The organism is Lactococcus sp. NH2-7C (assembly GCF_029953655.1).
GTDB classification, from domain to species: Bacteria; Bacillota; Bacilli; order Lactobacillales; family Streptococcaceae; genus Lactococcus; species Lactococcus lactis.
Window position 1 is genome coordinate 1,365,342 of sequence record NZ_CP124538.1, and the last position, 17,550, is coordinate 1,382,891.

The 17,550-nt window shown below is 36.4% G+C and carries 24 protein-coding genes; 17 read left to right on the forward strand and 7 right to left on the reverse strand.

Translation table 11 applies throughout. The features are described from left to right. Positions 1-126: 126 nt before the first annotated feature. The 17 genes from QJV49_RS06845 to QJV49_RS06925 all read left to right on the forward strand — a co-directional run bounded on the left by QJV49_RS06845 (position 127) and on the right by QJV49_RS06925 (position 10,300). Positions 127-321 carry a transcriptional regulator gene (locus QJV49_RS06845; RefSeq protein WP_225513067.1) on the forward strand — a complete coding sequence of 65 codons (195 nt, stop codon included), beginning with the start codon at positions 127-129 and terminating at the stop codon, positions 319-321. A gap of 175 nt (positions 322-496) precedes the next feature. Next, positions 497-1,189: a Bro-N domain-containing protein gene (locus QJV49_RS06850; protein WP_281449119.1), complete on the forward strand. Its 693-nt coding sequence runs from the start codon at positions 497-499 to the stop codon at positions 1,187-1,189. 74 nt (positions 1,190-1,263) lie between these two features. Further along, positions 1,264-1,458 carry a DUF1655 domain-containing protein gene (locus QJV49_RS06855; protein ID WP_025016970.1) on the forward strand — a complete coding sequence of 65 codons (195 nt, stop codon included), beginning with the start codon at positions 1,264-1,266 and terminating at the stop codon, positions 1,456-1,458. Between the two features lie 3 nt (positions 1,459-1,461). Next, entirely contained in the window at positions 1,462-1,986 is a 525-nt protein-coding gene (locus QJV49_RS06860; RefSeq protein WP_225513237.1) for a hypothetical protein, read from the forward strand. Continuing rightward, positions 1,983-2,234, forward strand: coding sequence for a helix-turn-helix transcriptional regulator (locus tag QJV49_RS06865; protein WP_225513235.1), 252 nt, complete (start codon positions 1,983-1,985; stop codon positions 2,232-2,234). The genes QJV49_RS06860 and QJV49_RS06865 overlap by 4 nt, the downstream gene beginning before the upstream one ends. After that, entirely contained in the window at positions 2,231-2,512 is a 282-nt protein-coding gene (locus tag QJV49_RS06870; RefSeq protein ID WP_225513234.1) for a hypothetical protein, read from the forward strand. Before QJV49_RS06865 ends, QJV49_RS06870 begins: the two co-directional genes overlap by 4 nt. A gap of 42 nt (positions 2,513-2,554) precedes the next feature. Beyond that, the gene (locus tag QJV49_RS06875) at positions 2,555-2,794 is read left to right on the forward strand and encodes a hypothetical protein (protein WP_139008467.1); all 240 of its coding nucleotides are present in this window, start codon (positions 2,555-2,557) and stop codon (positions 2,792-2,794) included. Then, positions 2,791-3,045, forward strand: coding sequence for a hypothetical protein (locus tag QJV49_RS06880; RefSeq protein WP_225513179.1), 255 nt, complete (start codon positions 2,791-2,793; stop codon positions 3,043-3,045). Before QJV49_RS06875 ends, QJV49_RS06880 begins: the two co-directional genes overlap by 4 nt. Next, positions 3,042-3,353: a hypothetical protein gene (locus tag QJV49_RS06885; protein WP_225513181.1), complete on the forward strand. Its 312-nt coding sequence runs from the start codon at positions 3,042-3,044 to the stop codon at positions 3,351-3,353. The genes QJV49_RS06880 and QJV49_RS06885 overlap by 4 nt, the downstream gene beginning before the upstream one ends. Further along, on the forward strand, positions 3,350-3,676 hold the full coding sequence (locus QJV49_RS06890) for an HTH domain-containing protein (protein WP_225513183.1): 327 nt from the start codon (positions 3,350-3,352) through the stop codon (positions 3,674-3,676). Before QJV49_RS06885 ends, QJV49_RS06890 begins: the two co-directional genes overlap by 4 nt. 117 nt (positions 3,677-3,793) lie before the next feature. Next, entirely contained in the window at positions 3,794-5,479 is a 1,686-nt protein-coding gene (locus QJV49_RS06895; RefSeq protein WP_225513184.1) for a hypothetical protein, read from the forward strand. A 371-nt stretch (positions 5,480-5,850) separates the two neighbouring features. Further along, positions 5,851-6,435, forward strand: coding sequence for a hypothetical protein (locus tag QJV49_RS06900; RefSeq protein ID WP_225513185.1), 585 nt, complete (start codon positions 5,851-5,853; stop codon positions 6,433-6,435). 171 nt (positions 6,436-6,606) lie between these two features. Continuing rightward, the gene (locus QJV49_RS06905; RefSeq protein WP_281449120.1) at positions 6,607-7,848 is read left to right on the forward strand and encodes a phage major capsid protein; all 1,242 of its coding nucleotides are present in this window, start codon (positions 6,607-6,609) and stop codon (positions 7,846-7,848) included. A gap of 18 nt (positions 7,849-7,866) precedes the next feature. Continuing rightward, positions 7,867-8,487 (forward strand): hypothetical protein, encoded by a 621-nt coding sequence (locus QJV49_RS06910; protein ID WP_225513217.1) that lies wholly within the window; start codon positions 7,867-7,869, stop codon positions 8,485-8,487. A 79-nt stretch (positions 8,488-8,566) separates the two neighbouring features. Beyond that, on the forward strand, positions 8,567-8,875 hold the full coding sequence (locus tag QJV49_RS06915) for a sigma factor-like helix-turn-helix DNA-binding protein (protein WP_309568386.1): 309 nt from the start codon (positions 8,567-8,569) through the stop codon (positions 8,873-8,875). Between the two features lie 15 nt (positions 8,876-8,890). After that, a complete protein-coding gene (locus tag QJV49_RS06920; protein WP_225513214.1) occupies positions 8,891-9,409 on the forward strand; it encodes an HNH endonuclease in 519 nt (172 codons plus the stop codon). A 690-nt stretch (positions 9,410-10,099) separates the two neighbouring features. Further along, complete coding sequence (locus QJV49_RS06925; protein WP_003131983.1) at positions 10,100-10,300, forward strand: hypothetical protein; 201 nt, start codon at positions 10,100-10,102, stop codon at positions 10,298-10,300. A 58-nt stretch (positions 10,301-10,358) separates the two neighbouring features. On the opposite strand, the gene glnA is transcribed toward QJV49_RS06925, so the two are convergent. From glnA to QJV49_RS06960, 7 genes are all read right to left on the reverse strand, one after another. Next, positions 10,359-11,699, reverse strand: coding sequence for a type I glutamate--ammonia ligase (gene glnA / locus QJV49_RS06930; protein WP_003131984.1), 1,341 nt, complete (start codon positions 11,697-11,699; stop codon positions 10,359-10,361). 61 nt (positions 11,700-11,760) lie between these two features. Continuing rightward, positions 11,761-12,126, reverse strand: a complete 366-nt coding sequence (locus QJV49_RS06935) for a MerR family transcriptional regulator (protein WP_003131985.1) — start codon at positions 12,124-12,126, stop codon at positions 11,761-11,763. A gap of 100 nt (positions 12,127-12,226) precedes the next feature. Continuing rightward, the gene (locus QJV49_RS06940) at positions 12,227-12,664 is read right to left on the reverse strand and encodes a low molecular weight protein-tyrosine-phosphatase (protein ID WP_225512957.1); all 438 of its coding nucleotides are present in this window, start codon (positions 12,662-12,664) and stop codon (positions 12,227-12,229) included. A gap of 148 nt (positions 12,665-12,812) precedes the next feature. Next, positions 12,813-13,814 carry a Holliday junction branch migration DNA helicase RuvB gene (gene ruvB / locus QJV49_RS06945; RefSeq protein WP_003131994.1) on the reverse strand — a complete coding sequence of 334 codons (1,002 nt, stop codon included), beginning with the start codon at positions 13,812-13,814 and terminating at the stop codon, positions 12,813-12,815. A gap of 126 nt (positions 13,815-13,940) precedes the next feature. After that, on the reverse strand, positions 13,941-14,534 hold the full coding sequence (gene ruvA, locus QJV49_RS06950) for a Holliday junction branch migration protein RuvA (protein ID WP_003131995.1): 594 nt from the start codon (positions 14,532-14,534) through the stop codon (positions 13,941-13,943). 113 nt (positions 14,535-14,647) lie between these two features. Then, the gene (mutL, locus tag QJV49_RS06955; protein ID WP_225512956.1) at positions 14,648-16,618 is read right to left on the reverse strand and encodes a DNA mismatch repair endonuclease MutL; all 1,971 of its coding nucleotides are present in this window, start codon (positions 16,616-16,618) and stop codon (positions 14,648-14,650) included. A 128-nt stretch (positions 16,619-16,746) separates the two neighbouring features. Further along, a complete protein-coding gene (locus tag QJV49_RS06960) occupies positions 16,747-17,442 on the reverse strand; it encodes a hypothetical protein (RefSeq protein WP_225512955.1) in 696 nt (231 codons plus the stop codon). Between the last annotated feature and the right edge of the window lie 108 nt (positions 17,443-17,550).

The window sequence follows — 17,550 nt, forward strand, 5'->3', positions numbered from 1 at the left end:
GGATAATTAAGTAAATAAAAAATATTTATTTTAGAAATTTAATTCTTGACATTTCTATTTTAAACGTGTAAACTGTCACTTATAAACAATTATGTTTATTTTAGACGTGAACCGAAAGGAGATATTTTGTATCTAACACCAGAAATTAAAACAGCTCTACGCAAAAAGCGCGGAGTATTGAACTTAACTAAAGGCGAGGCAGCCGATCAGCTTGGAATTAACCGCCTTACTTACGGACGTCTTGAAAGCCCAACACGTAACGAGAAAGTACGTCAAAGCACGTATGAACCCATTACTGAATGGCTTGCTAAAGACTATTAATAATCATCAAAGAGAACAATCGTTGATAGTTATGAGTAATTTCTATCTAACGAACGTACACAAGGTATTCACGTCCTTGTAAGTATCTTTGCTGATTCTCACAGCCTACGCATGGCTCTAAACTACTGCCCCAACATGAACGCAATGTCTTTAAACGAAGTAGAAATGAGGACAAATGAACTTACAATTAGTCAATCAAGAGTTATTCAACGGTATTACCTGTGATGTTTGGCGTAATGATAATCATGAAATTTTCATGACAACTGAACAACTTGCTCAATGTATTGGATATCAAACTAGATATGGTATTACAAAACTAGTACAGAAAAATAAGTATCTCAAAAACAGAGAATTTTCAGTTAGTGCCAAATTGGCACACGGTGACGGAAAGCAATACGATACTCGAGTATTTACGTTTGAGGGAATCAAAGAAATTCTTTTTCTTGCTCCAAAAAGTGAAATGGCTCGAAAATTCCGTGAATGGACACGTAGCGTATTGAATACTTATTTCAAAGGCGAGTTAGTCAAAGCAAAAGAAATGGCGAAAGCTACTATCACACGTAGAGATTTGTCTACCGCCATTAAGGAAGGTCCACACTTTGAGCCGAACTATCACGTTATCTTTGCTAATATGCTGACGGCTCTGGTTACTAACGGCAAATATAAGAGTGTCCAAGGCATGAGAAAAGCGCTAGGACGTCCTAACGCAAAACTTAAACAAATGCTTGATAGCCCCGAAGAATTGCAATTACTGCAAACTTATGAATCGAGTATTACTAATTTACTAGATTTAGGTTTTGACCGACACCAAATCAAAGAATTTTTGACAAAAGAAAAATCCCTACCGCGACCAAACGAAAAGGATTAATACAAAATTAGCATGAGTCACGCACTAACGTGATTTCATGCTCTTATTTTACCATAATGAGAGGAATTTTCAACATGAATAAACCAGTAACCAAAGAAACTTATATCCTAGACGATTCAATCGCTTTCGAGCTTATGGACTTATTAAAAGCCAAAGCACGCCACTTTATCCAACTTAATGAGTACGTATATCGCTTGTTTGACGGTCAATCGGTAGTCACTTTCACTACTTTAGAAAATGATATTCAAGTAGAAATGGTTAAGGGGTAAAGCATGAAATTTAAAACATTTGATTTAAGAGTATACCGTCATAATGATGAAACACTGCTTTCATTTAATATCAAAGGCGGACGGATACCATTAAGCAGAATCCTTTATATTAAAAAAGGCAATCCTTTTAAGATGAAAATTTCTCATGAAATTGCTGAAAAATATCGTATTAAACAGGAAATCAAGCAAACTGACTATAAAGGATGTGTTACAGAGGGCGTTATGCAGTTAGCTGACATCATAGAGGAAAAGATTATCTTGACGGACTATCACACCGCAAATAAAGAAAATTGGCAAGACTGGATGCGCATTTTTGCTTATGAATACCTTTATGACGTAGCTTTTAACCGTGGTGTCCGTCACGAAAGACAACGTAGAAAAACCAAGCACAAGGCAATGACGGCATTTGATATTATCAGTTCCGAAGATGTTTCAGAGCTTTCTAATGAGCTAGGAATTAATGAAGATAAACTCACTTATGCAGTTATGGAAGTAATCGCTAAACGTAAGAATGGAGGCATGGCATGAAGTTTACTTCGAGATATACTTTAAAAGATCTACGAGAACTCAACCGCTTAACATTAAAACAAGTTGCTAGAAAAGTAAAACTGAATAAGGAACGTATAGCTGAACTAGAACAAGATAGTAGTTTTATCACAATTGATGAGATGTTTCGATTTTCAAAATTTTATGGCCTTTCAATAAAATATATTTTTATAGGAGAACAAGTTGATTTTGATAGAAAACTAAACGAATATTTAGGAGGCACTCCATGAATGACGACACTTTAACAACCCTTGTGGCGCATGGCTTAGTTGATAAAGTCATTCATTTATTTAATAAGTATCTTGGCACACAGCTCAAAATCAGAAATGAAAAACGAGTATTACCGTATATCTCTAAAAAGCGTGTTATGGAAGACTTAGATATATCAGACGGCACCCTTGATAATTGGGAAAAGCACGGCTTGAACCGCTATAAACCACGATACAAAACTTCACTTATCTACTATTTAATTGATGATATATGCAAATTCATCATCATAGATACTTAGCAACTTGTCAGGCAAGGCAAATTTTATTAAAGGATTGAGAAAATGACAAATATTATTAGAGCTTGCCCTTATGTGGCTGGCATTGATAGCGTAGGGTTACGAAGTTTAAAAGCCTATCATACAGAACTTACAGACAAGCAGATTGAAAAATTAGACCCATTAAACGCCAATACAGGCACAGTTGATTATTCTTTTAAAGTTCGTAAATATAAGCACGGTGTCCGATTTGAGGGCGAAAAAGAGGGCGGAGAAATCAGCTTATTTGATGAGGTAGCGAGATGATAGAACACCACCAAGGCTACACGGCTTTAAAACGGTACGGACGGAATAGTTTTAGTCCAGCAGGTAAACACCCGTTTAAGATTATTCACAACGCACGAGCGGTCAAATATGACTTGATACAGCAGTTTGAAGCGAGTGCAGGTATTATCTTACCCAGTGGAGTGAAAAGCAACTTATGCACGCAAGTAAGCCCAGTTTTAGGCAAACAACTGGCTGTGACGAAATTACAAATAAAGGAAAATAAAAAATGACATTAAAAAATTTAAGTGACGACGAGCAAAAAGAACTTTCTGAATTTATGGAGAGTGGCGCAGCATATCAAATGCTGAAAGCTCAACCTGATATTGAAATAAAAAATCTGACCATTGAAACTTTATACAAAGGCGATGACCTGCTGGCAGTTACACCCCAGTTTGACGAAATCTCAGACCTTGAAGCAGTTAGTATTTTGCTGAATGTGTTAATTGCGGACGCTAGGGACTGTACAGACATAGATAGCTTTATCAAGACTATTATTTCTATGTGGGGGACTTATGACGAAGCGGAGGGGAAATCATGAAATTAAGAGAACTACAAAATCTTGATCAAAACATTATTAAAATGCTGGCAGACCATAAGGGGATTGATAAAGCAATTAACGGTAAAATGTTGGCTCAATCTCTAAATGTAGATTTACGGACGTTGCAATCAAGAATTGAATTTTTGCAAGGCAAGGGTTGCGCCATTGGCTCGATTGATAACATTGGCTATTTTGTCCCTACTAATGAAGAGGAGCGCACCAAAGGCATTACGAAAAAAGAAAATATGGCTTATAGCACTCTAAAAGCGGTCATGGGCGTTCGAAGCGCCTCACTTGACTGGTTAGATGAAATGATTGATTAGGAGGACTGACAAAGTGAATTGTTATTTATGTGGTAAACCTCTAAAAGAAAATGAAGTCATTCCCTATCAAGAGCGGCAGATTTGTGATGAATGCGAGGCTAGATTGGAGTATGGGCTATGACAGAGCTAGAAAAGCAACGAGAAGCATGGGAGCGATTAGAAAATAACCTTAAAAAAGTTTTGTCTATTCCATGGGAAGAATTTGATAGTCCTGATAGTGGTAAAATCCCACGAGAATTGGATAAAGTCCATGTTTTGCATCGAGATATTTATAAATACCCGATTATTGTAAGTAAGAATCCTGATGTTCAGAATGGAAGGATGAAACATCCAAGTTTATACCTTAATAATGGTTTAACTGCTTTGGCCATTGGTTATGGTGAAGTTATTTCGAAAAAAGTACAAGGGAGTCCTGAAGAGGATAGCGAAAGAAAAGAAGCTACAATCAAGGACGAAAGTGCACCCCGATTTGTTAGTGCCATACTTGATTATTTGCATGGTACTATTGCTTTTCAAGATGGGGAACTCTTTGTAATCAATAGTCATCAACTTATTAAACTCTCTAATACTGCATTAGGTAAACGGTATAAGACAAGCAAAAAAAGTCTATTTCAAGCTGATGATGTAATGAGTATCTTAAAGTTCATTCACTCGAAGTTAGATATTCAGCCAGTTAAGACAATAAAAACAACTGTGATTGCAGGAACTGATTTTCAAATTGACTTCAAACAAAGAAAATTATCTAAAGATACACTTCCCAAAAATGATGAATGCTATTTTAAGTATTTTGAGGGGCAAAATTATGAGAGTGTTGCTGCATTAACTGTCACTTACGCTCAATTTTTGTCGGAAGTAACGGATGATTCGGATAGTCTTCATAATGCAAGTTTACAGCCAGCTTATCAAATGCTTGTAGCTTGCGGATTGATGAAAAAAGACAAGTTTTTTGTTTCTAAATCAAGAGAACGAACAGGTAAAGGGCTTAGAAATGGCATTATTTCTTCACTGTTTGATACAAAGACTGTTAATCTTAACGAGCTTTCTAATAAAGCAACTGGAGCAATGGCGTGGGCCAACCTAGATGCTAAAGAAATGTATCTAGCAACCGAAAGCGCTGGGCTAGATCGTCAGCTTGAAGTCATGCTTAAGATTATTGCGACTGAAACAGTGGCACAGGGGAGAAAACAAGGCCGAGATTATTCAGAAGTTGATTTAAGTGGTATTTTATCCATTGATACGAATGAGAAAGTTTTCTTTTCTTCTGGTATGAAAAGTAGGGCTGTAAATATTGCTTTTAAAGATAGACCAGTAGACGAAACAGACGAAGAGCGCAAAGCGTGGTTTGATCCGTATGCTAAACCATTGACTGAAAATAAAATTTCAGGGGGCTTATCAGCATTGCTTCATTCTTTCCTCTTTTGGAAGTCTCAGGCTTTCCGATTTAACTTTAAACAAGTAGAGATGAATAATTTTACTGGAGATGATGCTCAATTTGATGATGTGCAAATTTATGTTATGGATAAAATGATTGCGGGTGATGATGTCGTCTTAATTACGAATAATGATGAACTCAAGCAACTATTTAAAGAAACTTACACTGGATCATCAAGACAAATAGATAGAAAAAACGCATTAGATGAAATTGGAACGGCTGAACGTAAAAGTCAAGTTATTCATCCCTTAAATCCTGGACGTAAAAGTATTAGACATATTAGAAAAATCAATCCTAAACGTTTCCAAAAAGCAAGCACAGCTTATATGGAGCAGATAATGGAAGATGCAAAGTTTATTAATGACCCGTAATTTAACCCAGAAATAACCCGTAAACGCAAACTTGGGAATCCCTGATATTAAAGGGATAACCCCCAATAACCCGTATAACCCGCTTTTATCTTATAAGAGTTAACTATATATAAATATATTATATGTTTTATGACCTATACCAATTTCTTATAAAAAATAATTTTTATTTTATCTCTTATAAGGAAATTTTGACTTTTGGGGTTAATTCGGGTTATTCGTTGGTATAACTGTATTGTTGTCGGGTTAGAAAACGGGTTATAACCCGTAAAGTTTTCGGGTTACGTTAGAAAAATGAACCAAAACAAATTTAAATCTAAAATTGGTATAGTTAAAAAGTACTTGCTAAGAAATAATAAAATAGGAGAAAAAACATGAATAACAGTTACCCCAAATCATGGTCAAGAATCATGACTCAAACAATCGCAGAATTAAATAGAAAAAAGAATCTGACTCGGCTAGATTTAAAACGTGGAGCATTAGCACTTGTAAAAGGCTTGAATGTCCGAAATAAGAAAATCAATGTGGAAAGTGAAGCAGATTATATCAAAGCGGTTTGGGATAATTTCCAACTTTATGAAATGACTTTGTCAGTCATTGGGATGCTTACGCCTCAAGAAGTCATTGAAACATTCCCAATTTATAAAAGATATGATGGCCATAAATACGAGACAAAAGATTACTTTAGTGTACAAAAATCTTTAGCAGCGTATGACCTCAATCACCCCATCAATGCAGTGGATGATAAAGCTTTTGAATTTCTTTGGGATTACGACAACGATGATTTAGTAGAGTTCACGGTAGACTTCATGGGAGCTATGAGTCATATTAATCGCCTTGAGAAAGGTAAAGATTTATTTTCTCGATTCTTAGAGGAAACGCAAGGGATAAAATCTCGTGTGATTGAAATTAACGGGATTGAAATCATTACTTTTGATCATGATGATGAATTAGATTAAATAAAAAAGGTTGCCCAAAAAGAAAGGAAAGATTATGAGAGCAAGATCTCCAACAAAATCAGTTGTTTTAACTCATTTATAAAAAGCGCAATTAACGTAATGAAATACAGGCCTTATCTGTAGTTTCGATAAATTGGTATCTTTACCAATAGAAAATAAGGAATCAATACAATGAATCAAACACTGAATACACTCAATGAGCTGTGGATTGAAGCAGGCGAAAAAGTAGAAAATTATAACGATAAAATCAATCAAATGCTCAAAAATGAAAACTTCTCAGCTCAAACCTTAAGAGATTTAACCGCAAAGAGAGATCATGCACAAGCTCGTTGTGATGCACTTAGAAATCAAGTCGTCGAAGCACAAGCGACGCAAGTTGCTCATCTTCGCTCTAGCGGTCAACTTCCCTTAGGAAATGGAGAAAACCAAACGGATCAATCTTTTATTTCAGATTTCAAAGCCCTAATGAGAGGCGATTCTAAAATCACAAATCTAGTCACTTCCTCTAAAGATGAATCAGGCGAAGCGGCTGGCTTAACCATTCCCCAAGATCTCAGAACTTCCATTAATCTCTTGAAACGCCAATATGATGTGATGGAGCAATATGTCAATGTTGAAAATGTAACTACAGCCTCAGGTTCTCGTGTTTATGAGAAATGGACAAATATTACCCCACTTACAAAATTAGATAGCGAAGATGAAATCATTGGGGCAAATGATGATCCCAATCTTAAGCTTGTTAAATATCAAATTGGGCGCTATGGAGGAATCACAACAGCGACCAACTCCCTACTTAAAGATAGTGCCGAAAACATTATGTCATGGTTGACGGGTTGGATTGCTAAGAAAGTCGTTGTTTCTCGTAATAAAGAAATCATCTCACTCATGCAAGCAGCTCCTAAAAAACCAGCCCTCTCTACTTTTGATGATATTATCACTATGATTAATACGGCAGTCGATCCAGCAATTAAAGCGACTTCTATTTTAATTACCAACACGAGCGGACTCAACCAACTTACTTTAGTTAAAGATGCACTAGGGAATTATTTGTTACAACCTGACCCCGTTCAACCTGATCGCTATTTAATCAAAGGAAAACGAGTGGTTGAAATCAGCGATCATTGGCTTCCAAGCGCTGGAGAAGCAAGCAGCCCGCTTTATCCGCTCTATTATGGCGATTTTAAACAAGCCATGACTTTATTTGACCGTGAAAACCTGTCACTACTCCCAACCAATATTGGAGGAGGTGCCTTTGAAACCGATACGACAAAAATTCGTGTGATTGACCGCTTTGATGTTCAACTTACGGATACAGAAGCTTTTGTGGCAGGTTCATTTACAGCGATCTCAGATCAAAAAGGAAATATCAATACTGCAGCTACACCTACACCTACACCTACAACTACCAACTAATCATAAGGAGAAAAAATAATGGACATTCGTCATATTGAAGAAAAAACAAAAGAATTAAAAGCACAATCAATTCCTCTGATTCAAGCCGTTGAAAAAACACAAGCCTTAGTCAATGAGTTAAGCACAAAACTTGAGAATATGAAAGTCGATAAACAACAGCCAGATATTGATGCGACTCTTGCACAAATGGCTAAAGAACGAGATGCTCGTGTTTTACTTGATGAACTGACTGAACATCTTACCAAGCAAAAAGAATCACTTCATCAATTTTGGAATAATGAAGAAACCAATTATGCCATTAAAACTGAGGCTAATCGCTCACAAGAATACTTGAGCCCAACAGAATCGCAATTAATTGAGGGATTAATTGATAATACTTTAAAACGAAAATTAAAAGCTTATGGTAAAGAAGTGGAGGAAGCTCGAAATAAAGCCATTGAGATTGTGAACTATTTGAAAGAAAATAATTATGATCAGTCCGTTGGTAATGCCCTCCATCCGTTAGTTGAAGCCAAAAACTTTTATTACTTTAGAATGGCTCAGTTGATTAGTTCTACTTTTCAACATGAATTAATGGAGTATTTGCTTGAGGAGGGGCTGATTACAAATTATCCTGGCTATTATACTCCACGCCGGTAATAGCTTAATCATTGATAGTTAAAAGCTGAGAAAGCCCATATTCATCGTGGTTTCTTAATTATCTGAAAGGATTTATCTAATGAATGAGGTAGAGTTTAATATCAGATTATATCTTATAGGCATGATGAAATCATGGACGAATAGGATAGATAGCACAGACCGCCTCACGCCACAACGTTTTGTATTTAACGCCATGACAGAGTTGTTTGATTCATTGAGTGAGGATGAGATAGAGATGATCAGGCTTAGATACTTGAAACGCTTGACACTATCAGAAGTCGCAAGTCGTTACTCGATAACCGAGCGTACTGTTAGAAATCATACCAACCCAACCGTTAAGCAAGTGAAAGAGATTATCACTAGAGCAACAGAAACAATGAATGGATAGAAAAGAGGAAATAGAATGCCAATGACTGGACGCTGCCGTGAGCCTAACTGCCACGCTGTAGTTGTTAGACCACTATACTATTGTACTAAGCACGCTGATAAAGAAGCAGGATATCAAGCAAGCAGAGAACGATGGACTAATCGTACTGATAATAGTAAACGATACAAAGACTATAACAAACGTAAGCGTGAGTATAGCGACATTAAAGTAGAGCAGAATAAGTTCTACCAGAGCAAGCAATGGAAGTCTCTACGTGATGTAGTAAGACGTAGAGATAACTTCCTTTGTCAGTACTGCAAAGCACATAACAGAGTAAGAACAGGTAAGATAGTGGACCACATCGTGCCAGTTGAGTTTGACTTGAATGGTAAGACCATCATGGATAACTTGGCTTTCTGTTGTAGCAAATGCCACACAAGGAAAACTAAGTGGGAACAAATTTATTATGGAACTGGTTACGGAAATAAAACTAAAAATGTAATCCCCATAAAAAATGTAAAAGATGTCCCTGATTTTCAAAAAAACGAACGATAATTTTTAACAACCCTCCCCCGTATATTTTTACAGGGAAAGCACACACATAGGTCTCGTCTTGCGTGAAAACCCAATTTTGAAAATTTTTATATAGGGGGGGTCAAAACACTAAAACATTGATTTAATCACGTTTATAGGCAAAAAAAGGGAAAATCACTTCCCTTTCTTGCCTTTTTTTACGTCGTTTTAGCACTGATAATCGTTGGTAGCGTGTCTTACAAATAGATTTAGCTTATTTCTTTCATTTTTACTGTATAACTTTTAGGGGTCAATTATCCTTGTAATCGTTGTGGTTGAGCGATTTCATTTCAGAAAAAAAGTTTTCAAAAATCACTTTTTTCGAAAGGGAGCCACTATTGGTATACGGTTCTCCTAAAACAAATAGGGGCGGGGGTATTCATTTTTTAATAATTTTTTTTACGCTTTTATACAAAAAAGTCAGCAAAATTAAAAGCCGTATATCGTGGATATACAGCCCCTTGCCTGACAAAAATTTGTTCATTTTTTTAACGCTTTTTACTACGTTTGTGTTTTTTTACGCTTTTTACTACGTTTAAAAACATGTATATTGTGGTCTAATGGGTCGTATTTTTGTTGCATAATTGCATAAAACAACCTTTTTACCTTCTATTTGGTTCTAATGGGTTGTCGTGGTATACTAAAACTATAACAAAGAAAGGACTTTTTATTATGAAATTTAAATTTAAAGGAATCAATTATTACGAGGACTCAGAAAACAATTATGTCGGTGCTACAAACACTTGCTCAATCGTCAAAGAATTCGCTGATTTCCAAGCAGCTATTGACTATGTTGCTGAACACAAAGGATTCTTGATTGCCGAAGACGGAAAAACTGCCTTCAACGTTTTGACAATTACTGAAAACAACTAAAATATTTAAATGGTCCAAAAAATCACTGACAGGCTTTGTCAGTGATTTTTTATATCAATTAATAAAGTTCTAAATAGTTATCAATTTCCCATTGTGATACAAATTGTGCATAGCTTGCCCATTCAATGCGTTTTGCTTCAACAAAGTTAACCAAAACGTGTTCTCCAAGCGCCTCAGTCACAATTGTATCTTCACGCAATGCTTTAACGGCATTGTGCAAAGTAGATGGCAAATCTGTAATACCATGTGCTTTACGTTCTTCTTCTGTCATTACGTAAATATTTGATTCAATTGCTTCTGGCGCTTCCAATTTATGTTCAACACCGTCAAGACCAGCTGCCAATAGAACAGCCAACGCAAGATATGGATTTGCTGTTGGGTCAACCGCACGAAGTTCAACACGAGTTGACAAACCACGTGAAGCAGGTACGCGAATCAAAGGTGATCTATTACGTCCAGCCCAAGCGACATAAACGGGCGCTTCATAACCAGGAACCAAACGTTTATATGAGTTAACAGTTGGGTTTGTAATTGCTGTAAAGTTATAAGCGTGTTTCAAAAGTCCAGCAATAAAGCTATGTGCGACATCTGAAAGTCCCATATCTCCTGTTGGGTCAGCAAAGGCATTGGCACCATCTTCTGTAAATAAAGACATGTTACAATGCATTCCAGAACCGTTGATTCCGTGAACTGGTTTTGCCATAAACGTTGCATGTAAACCATGTTTACGCGCAATTGTTTTAACAACAAGTTTAAAGATTTGAATATTATCACAGGCTTTCAAAGCGTTGGCATATTTAAAGTCAATTTCGTGTTGACCGATTGCTACTTCGTGGTGAGAAGCTTCAACTTCAAAACCAAGATCTGTCAATACATTTACGATTTCACGTCTTGTGTTTCCAGCGAGGTCAGTTGGTGCAAGGTCAAAATAACCACCTTTATCATTCACTTCAAGTGTTGGTTCATCATTTTCATTAAGTTTGAAAAGGAAGAACTCTGGTTCAGGTCCAAGGTTAAAGCTCTTGAAGCCTAATTTTTCCATTGATTTAAGGTTACGTTTCAAGACACCACGTGGATCTCCAGCGAAAGGTTCACCTTCTGGAGTGTAAACATCACAAATTACACCTGCCACTTTACCATACTCATCTCCCCAAGGAAAAACAATCCAAGTGTCAAGGTCTGGATAAAGATACATGTCTGATTCATTGATACGAACGAATCCTTCGATTGATGAACCGTCAAACATCATTTTGTTTTCAAACAATTTGTCCAATTGTTCATCTGTAGCTGGAACTTCAACGTTTTTAAGTGTTCCAAGAATGTCTGTAAACATCAAACGCAAGAATTTAATATCCTTTTCTTTGACGTCGCGACGAATGTCTGCTGCTGTGATTGTCATGCTTTACTCTCCTAGTTAAATTTTCGCTGTAAACTTAGTTGACAAATAAAGTAAACTAAACTTACATCCGCGGTTGGGTAAAATGAGTGGGATCAGGAGTTCCAAATCTACCCTGTTGGGCAAATTCGCGTTCAAGTGCATGGTGGACTTCTCCGATAGATAAAGTTTGAGCCTTCTTAGCATCCCTTTTGGCATAAATTTCTTTGATATCTGCAATATTATTACCTTCTTGCAATAAGTCAGCAATATCAAATAGAGCATCTATGTCATTGAGCGAATACATGCGACGATTACCGTCACTTCGCTCCGGGAAAATAAGCTCTTGCTCTTCGTAATAACGAATCTGCCTTGCGCTTAGGTCAGTGAGTTTCATGACAGTTCCTATTGGAAGTACTGCCATAGAGCGTCTTAATTCACGTTCTTTCACCAAATCTCGCCTCCATGCCTTTCATTATAGACCTTGTTATTAGCAATGTCAAGTTTTAATGTGAGATTTTCTCACATCAGTTTATTTTATTTGCAATATTTTATACAATTTCATCCAATAATTTTTGACAACCCGTCTTAACAAGTTGATAAGTTTCTTGGAAATCGCCCGTGAACCATGGATCTGGAACATCTTGTTCTAAAAGCATCACAATTTTTTGACTCGTTCCTTCTGGTGCCATTTTTTTAAGATTTTCCAAATTGGATTCATCCATTGCGATAATTTTATCAAACTCATAAAAATCTTTACTACTGATTTTTTGACTTCCCTTGTGAAGGTCAAAAGCAATCTTTTGTTCTTTTAATTTTGTTTGGGTTCCGGAATGAATTGGATTTCCATGCTCCCAAGAAGAAGTTGCTCGACTTTCAATCAAAAACTTTGATTCATTTCCTGTCTTTTCAACTAAATCTTTCATGACAAATTCTGCCATTGGGCTACGACAAATATTTCCTAAACAGACAAAAACAATCTTTTCCATGACTTCCTTACTTTATATCATTTATAAATTAACTAATTTTGAGCATTTATTCTATTATACCCTATTTCACAAGATATTACTGACAGAATTCTAAAATGAAAAAGTCTGCCAAAATTTGACAAACTTTTTTACTGACAGATACTAACTGTCAATCTTCTTCATTATAAACGTAACCTAAGTGTTCATAGGCTCTTTGTGTCACCTTACGTCCCTGTTTAGTTCTCATCAAAAATCCTTTTTGAATCAAATAAGGTTCATACATATCCTCGACCGTTTCACGGTCTTCGGCAATATTTACCGCCAAAGTTCCAATTCCAACAGGACCACCGTGGTACATTTCAATCATTGTGCGGAGGATTTTTTGGTCAATATAATCTAAACCAGCAGCATCAACATCAAGAATAGACAAGGCCTTATCGGTAATTGCTTTATCCACTCGGCCATCTCCCATTATTTGGGCAAAATCACGCACTCGTTTAAGTAAACGATTGGCAATCCGCGGAGTTCCTCGACTACGTAAAGCAATCTCTAAAGCGGCATTATCAATGACTTCGACTTCAAAAATATCAGCTGTTCTTTTAACAATTTCTTCTAAATCACGCTCTTGATAATATTCCATGTGACTTGAAATGCCAAAACGGGCACGCAATGGATTAGAAAGCATTCCAGCTCTTGTTGTTGCCCCGACTAGAGTAAATGGTGGCAAATCTAAATGAACCGAGCGCGAACCATCACCAGAACCAAGCATAATATCAATGTAGAAATCTTCCATAGCACTATAAAGAACTTCTTCAACTTGCATTGGCATCCGATGAATTTCATCAATAAAGAGCACATCTCCAGGTTCCAATTCATTCAAAATTGCAACTAAATCCCCTGGCTTTTCAATGGCAGGACCCGCTGTTTGTTTAATATTGACTCCCAACTCATTGGCAATGACAAATGCCATTGTTGTCTTACCAAGTCCTGGAGGACCAAAAAGTAACACGTGATCCAAAACTTCTTCACGCATTTTTGCTGCTTTAATAAAGATTTCTAATTGTTCTTTGACTTTATCTTGACCAATATATTGATTAAAAAATTGCGGACGTAGAGATTTTTCAATACCGTAATCTTCTTCCATTGGCTCTTTGTTTAATATATCGTTCATCTTATCTTGTAATTCTCCTTTTAGAGATGATTTTTGATGACTTATGAGAATCTGTCAGTAAATTTTACTGACAGAAAGACTTGCATGACTGTTTTTGATGTCTGTCAGTTCTTTCTTCAAACTTTTTTATTTCATCATAAGTTTTAAGGCTGATTTGATATATTCTTCGCTGGTCAGGCCTGTTTCTTGAGCTAATTTTTTCTCAATTTTCTTCAATTCTGTTGCTTTATAACCCAAAGCTTGCAACGCTTCAATCGCTTCTTCCAAAGCGAGATTTCCAGCAGGTCCAGCATCAAGAAGAGAAATACCTACAGTTCCTGTCGCATCAAATTTCCCAGCCAAATCAAGCACCATCTGCATGGCTGTTTTTTTACCAACTCCTGGGAATTTAGTTAAATACTTGATATCACTATTGTCAATAGCAGTGATTAAACCTTCGTTATCAGCCGCCGCAATGATGGCCAGAGCTGATTTTGGACCAATCCCAGAAACGCTGATCAGACGCAAGAATAAAGCTTTTTCGGCTTCATTAACAAAACCATAGAGACTGTGGGCATCTTCACGAATGACTTGATGAACATAAATTTTTACTTCTGTGTTCATCAAAGCAGACCAAGCGTAAGGATTAGCTACACTGATAAGATAACCAATTCCTGCTACATCAATTACAATATTTGTTGGGGAAATTTTTACTAATTTTCCATTAAGATATTCAAACATTTTTTACTTTTCTAATTTTTTTTGATTGACAAACTCCCTTATTTCAAGTCTGTCAGTAGTTTTTATCTGTTTTTTTACTGACCAACTTCATCATTACTCTGTTTAGTCACTTTTTACTCAAAATCTTTCCAAGAAGCTGCTTTTGAACGATGCGTTTCTTGGATTCTCCGGAACATCTTTTGAATGTCATCCCCTGAGAAATGAACAATCGTTGGCCGTCCGTGCGCACAACTATAAGGATTTTTACAAGTTGCTAATTCTGCGAGTAAAGCTCTAGCTGACTCGGCATCAAGGGGATGATTAGCTTTAATTGAACTTTTACAAGCAACCATTGCAGCTAAATCATGACGATATTTTTTGAGTGAAAATTCTTTTGATGAGAGAATAATATCAATCATTTCATTAATTGATTTTTCTATCTCGGTTTCTTTTAACCAGATCGGATGTTCTCTTAAAATGAATTGATTTTCTCCGTATTCTTCTAAGAAAACACCGGCTTCATGTAACAAATCTTTCTTCTCGGCTAAAACAATAAAATCATTTTTGGGTAAAGTGAACAAATATGGCGCAAGTAAAATTTGTTGCTCCATACTGACCTCACCAATTTTATCTTTCCAATACTCATATTTGATTCGCTCTTGAGCCGCATGTTGATCAACCAAGTAAAGTCCTTCTTTGGACTGACAAAGTAAATAAGTCGCATGCAATTGTGCCAAGTATTCCAGCTGCGGAAAAGTCGATGACTGACTCATCTTTGCTTCATTATCAAAATCAATGACAAAGTTGCTGACAGTATTTTCTAGACTGCTGTCAGTATTTTCAGTTGTACTTTCAACAGTTCTGTCAGTCATTTTTTCACTGACAGCATCTGTATTGAGTTGATTTGCTGTAAAATTATCAAAAGTTTGTTCAGACGAAGCATTTGAAGGCTGATTTTTATTGATTTTAAAAGTTGCCTCTTCTCTGACATAAAAATCTTGACGAACATTATCATAATATAAAGGATTATTTTGCAAAGGAAGTTCTGTTTGAACAGAAAGAATCTCCTTTTCTTTAGCTCTTCCTTGCAAATTTTCCAAAGCTTCCGGAATCAAAAAACCTTCTGATAAAGCCTCATCAATTGCTTTAGAAATTAAAGCCATCAATTCACGTTCTTTAGACAAACGCACTTCTTGTTTTGTCGGATGAACATTAACATCAGCAAGTGTTGGGTCAATTTTAATCGATAAAATAGCAAACGGGAACCGTCCCACCATCAATCGATTGCCATACCCTTCTAAAATTGCCCGATTCAATAAAAAGTTTTTGATAAATCGACCATTTATTAAAATCGTAATATAGTTACGATTAGCCCTCGTCAGCTCTGGTAAGCTGACATAACCTGTCAGTTCAAAATCTAAGTCTGAGCCTTTGATTTGACGCATTTTTTTCGCTGTCCCTATACCATAAATTGCAGCAATAACCTGGCGTAAATCACCATTTCCAGCCGTTTTCAAAAATTCTTTACCCTCATTAACTAGAGTAAAGGAAATCTCTGGATGAGCCAGGCTCAATCGGTTGATGATATCCGTGATATGAGAAAGTTCAGCCTGCAAGGATTTGATATATTTGAGTCTTGCTGGTGTATTATAAAAAAGATTAGCAACAGAAATTTTCGTCCCCACTCGCTTAGCAAGTGGTTCTAAAGTTTCGATATTTCCACCTTTAGCAATTAGTTTTGTTCCTGATTCTTCCTCAGCCGTACTTGTCTCAATGGTCATCTGGCTGACAGAAGCAATTGATGGCAGAGCCTCGCCCCGAAAACCGAGTGTTCTAATCCGAAATAAATCTGTTGAATCCTTAATTTTACTTGTTGCATGACGACGTAAAGCCAAAGCCACATCTTCTTTTTCCAAGCCTAAACCATTATCAATGACTTCAATTAATCGCAAACCTGCTTCTTCAACATTGACAATAATTTTACTGCTTCCAGCATCAATTGAGTTTTCGACTAATTCTTTAACAACACTAGCAGGCCGCTCAACCACCTCTCCAGCAGCAATTTGATTGGCGAGCGCTTCATTTAGTTCAATAATTTTTCCCACAATAATCTCGCTCTCTTGTCTTTTTAAATTAATTCTAATTATAACACAAAAAGCAAGGGCTCGCTTTTCATTTTTTACTGACAAAAAATGATAGACACGATAAAAATTGTCTATCATTTTTACATTAATTAGTAGTTTCCAAAATTTCGGTAACCATTATCAAAATTATTATAGCTGTTAAAAGCAAAGACTAGTACGAAAATAAGAATCAAAATTGCAATCACAAATAATACAATTCCAATAATGAAGGCAACGAAACCTGCTCGATTCCAACCGTCCATAACCTTACGGAACTCTTCCTCATCACGATATTTATTATCTCGATTTTCAAGTGCCCATTTTTCACCATGAAAACCAAAAACAATCATCCATACAATTCCAAAAATCCAACCTATCCATGGGATTAATCCAATCAAAATCAAGAGCCCCAAATAAGCGCGGTTGGCAATCCCAAACCACATCGGAAAAGAGAAAGCGCCCCAGTTCCATTTAGTTTTAATTTCCCCTTGATTTTCTAGTGAAGGATTCTGAGGAATATCTGCGTAAGCCGATTGTTCACTCGTTTTTTCTTCTATTTTTGGTTGAAGAGGTTCACTAGCAGCAATTACTGGTTCTGTAATCACTGGTTCACTTACAAAACCTTCTGAAACCTCCGCTTTAGCAACCACTGGCTCATCAAGTGCGGGCTCTGCGGCATCCCATTCACTAATATCACTCTTAGTTGTTTCTTCTTGCGAAGCAAGATTCTCAGAATTTAATTCTTCAGTCGGTTCCACTTGAGTCTCAGGGATTTCTTGCCCTTTAAGTTCTTTTTCATTTTCCATGTTTAGCTCCTTTTTATGTTAGCTTCTACTTAATTCATTTTTTAATGAATCTCTTTTAAGTAATTATAGCCTTTTTTCTTAGCTTATTTACAGAATAAGCTTCGCCAT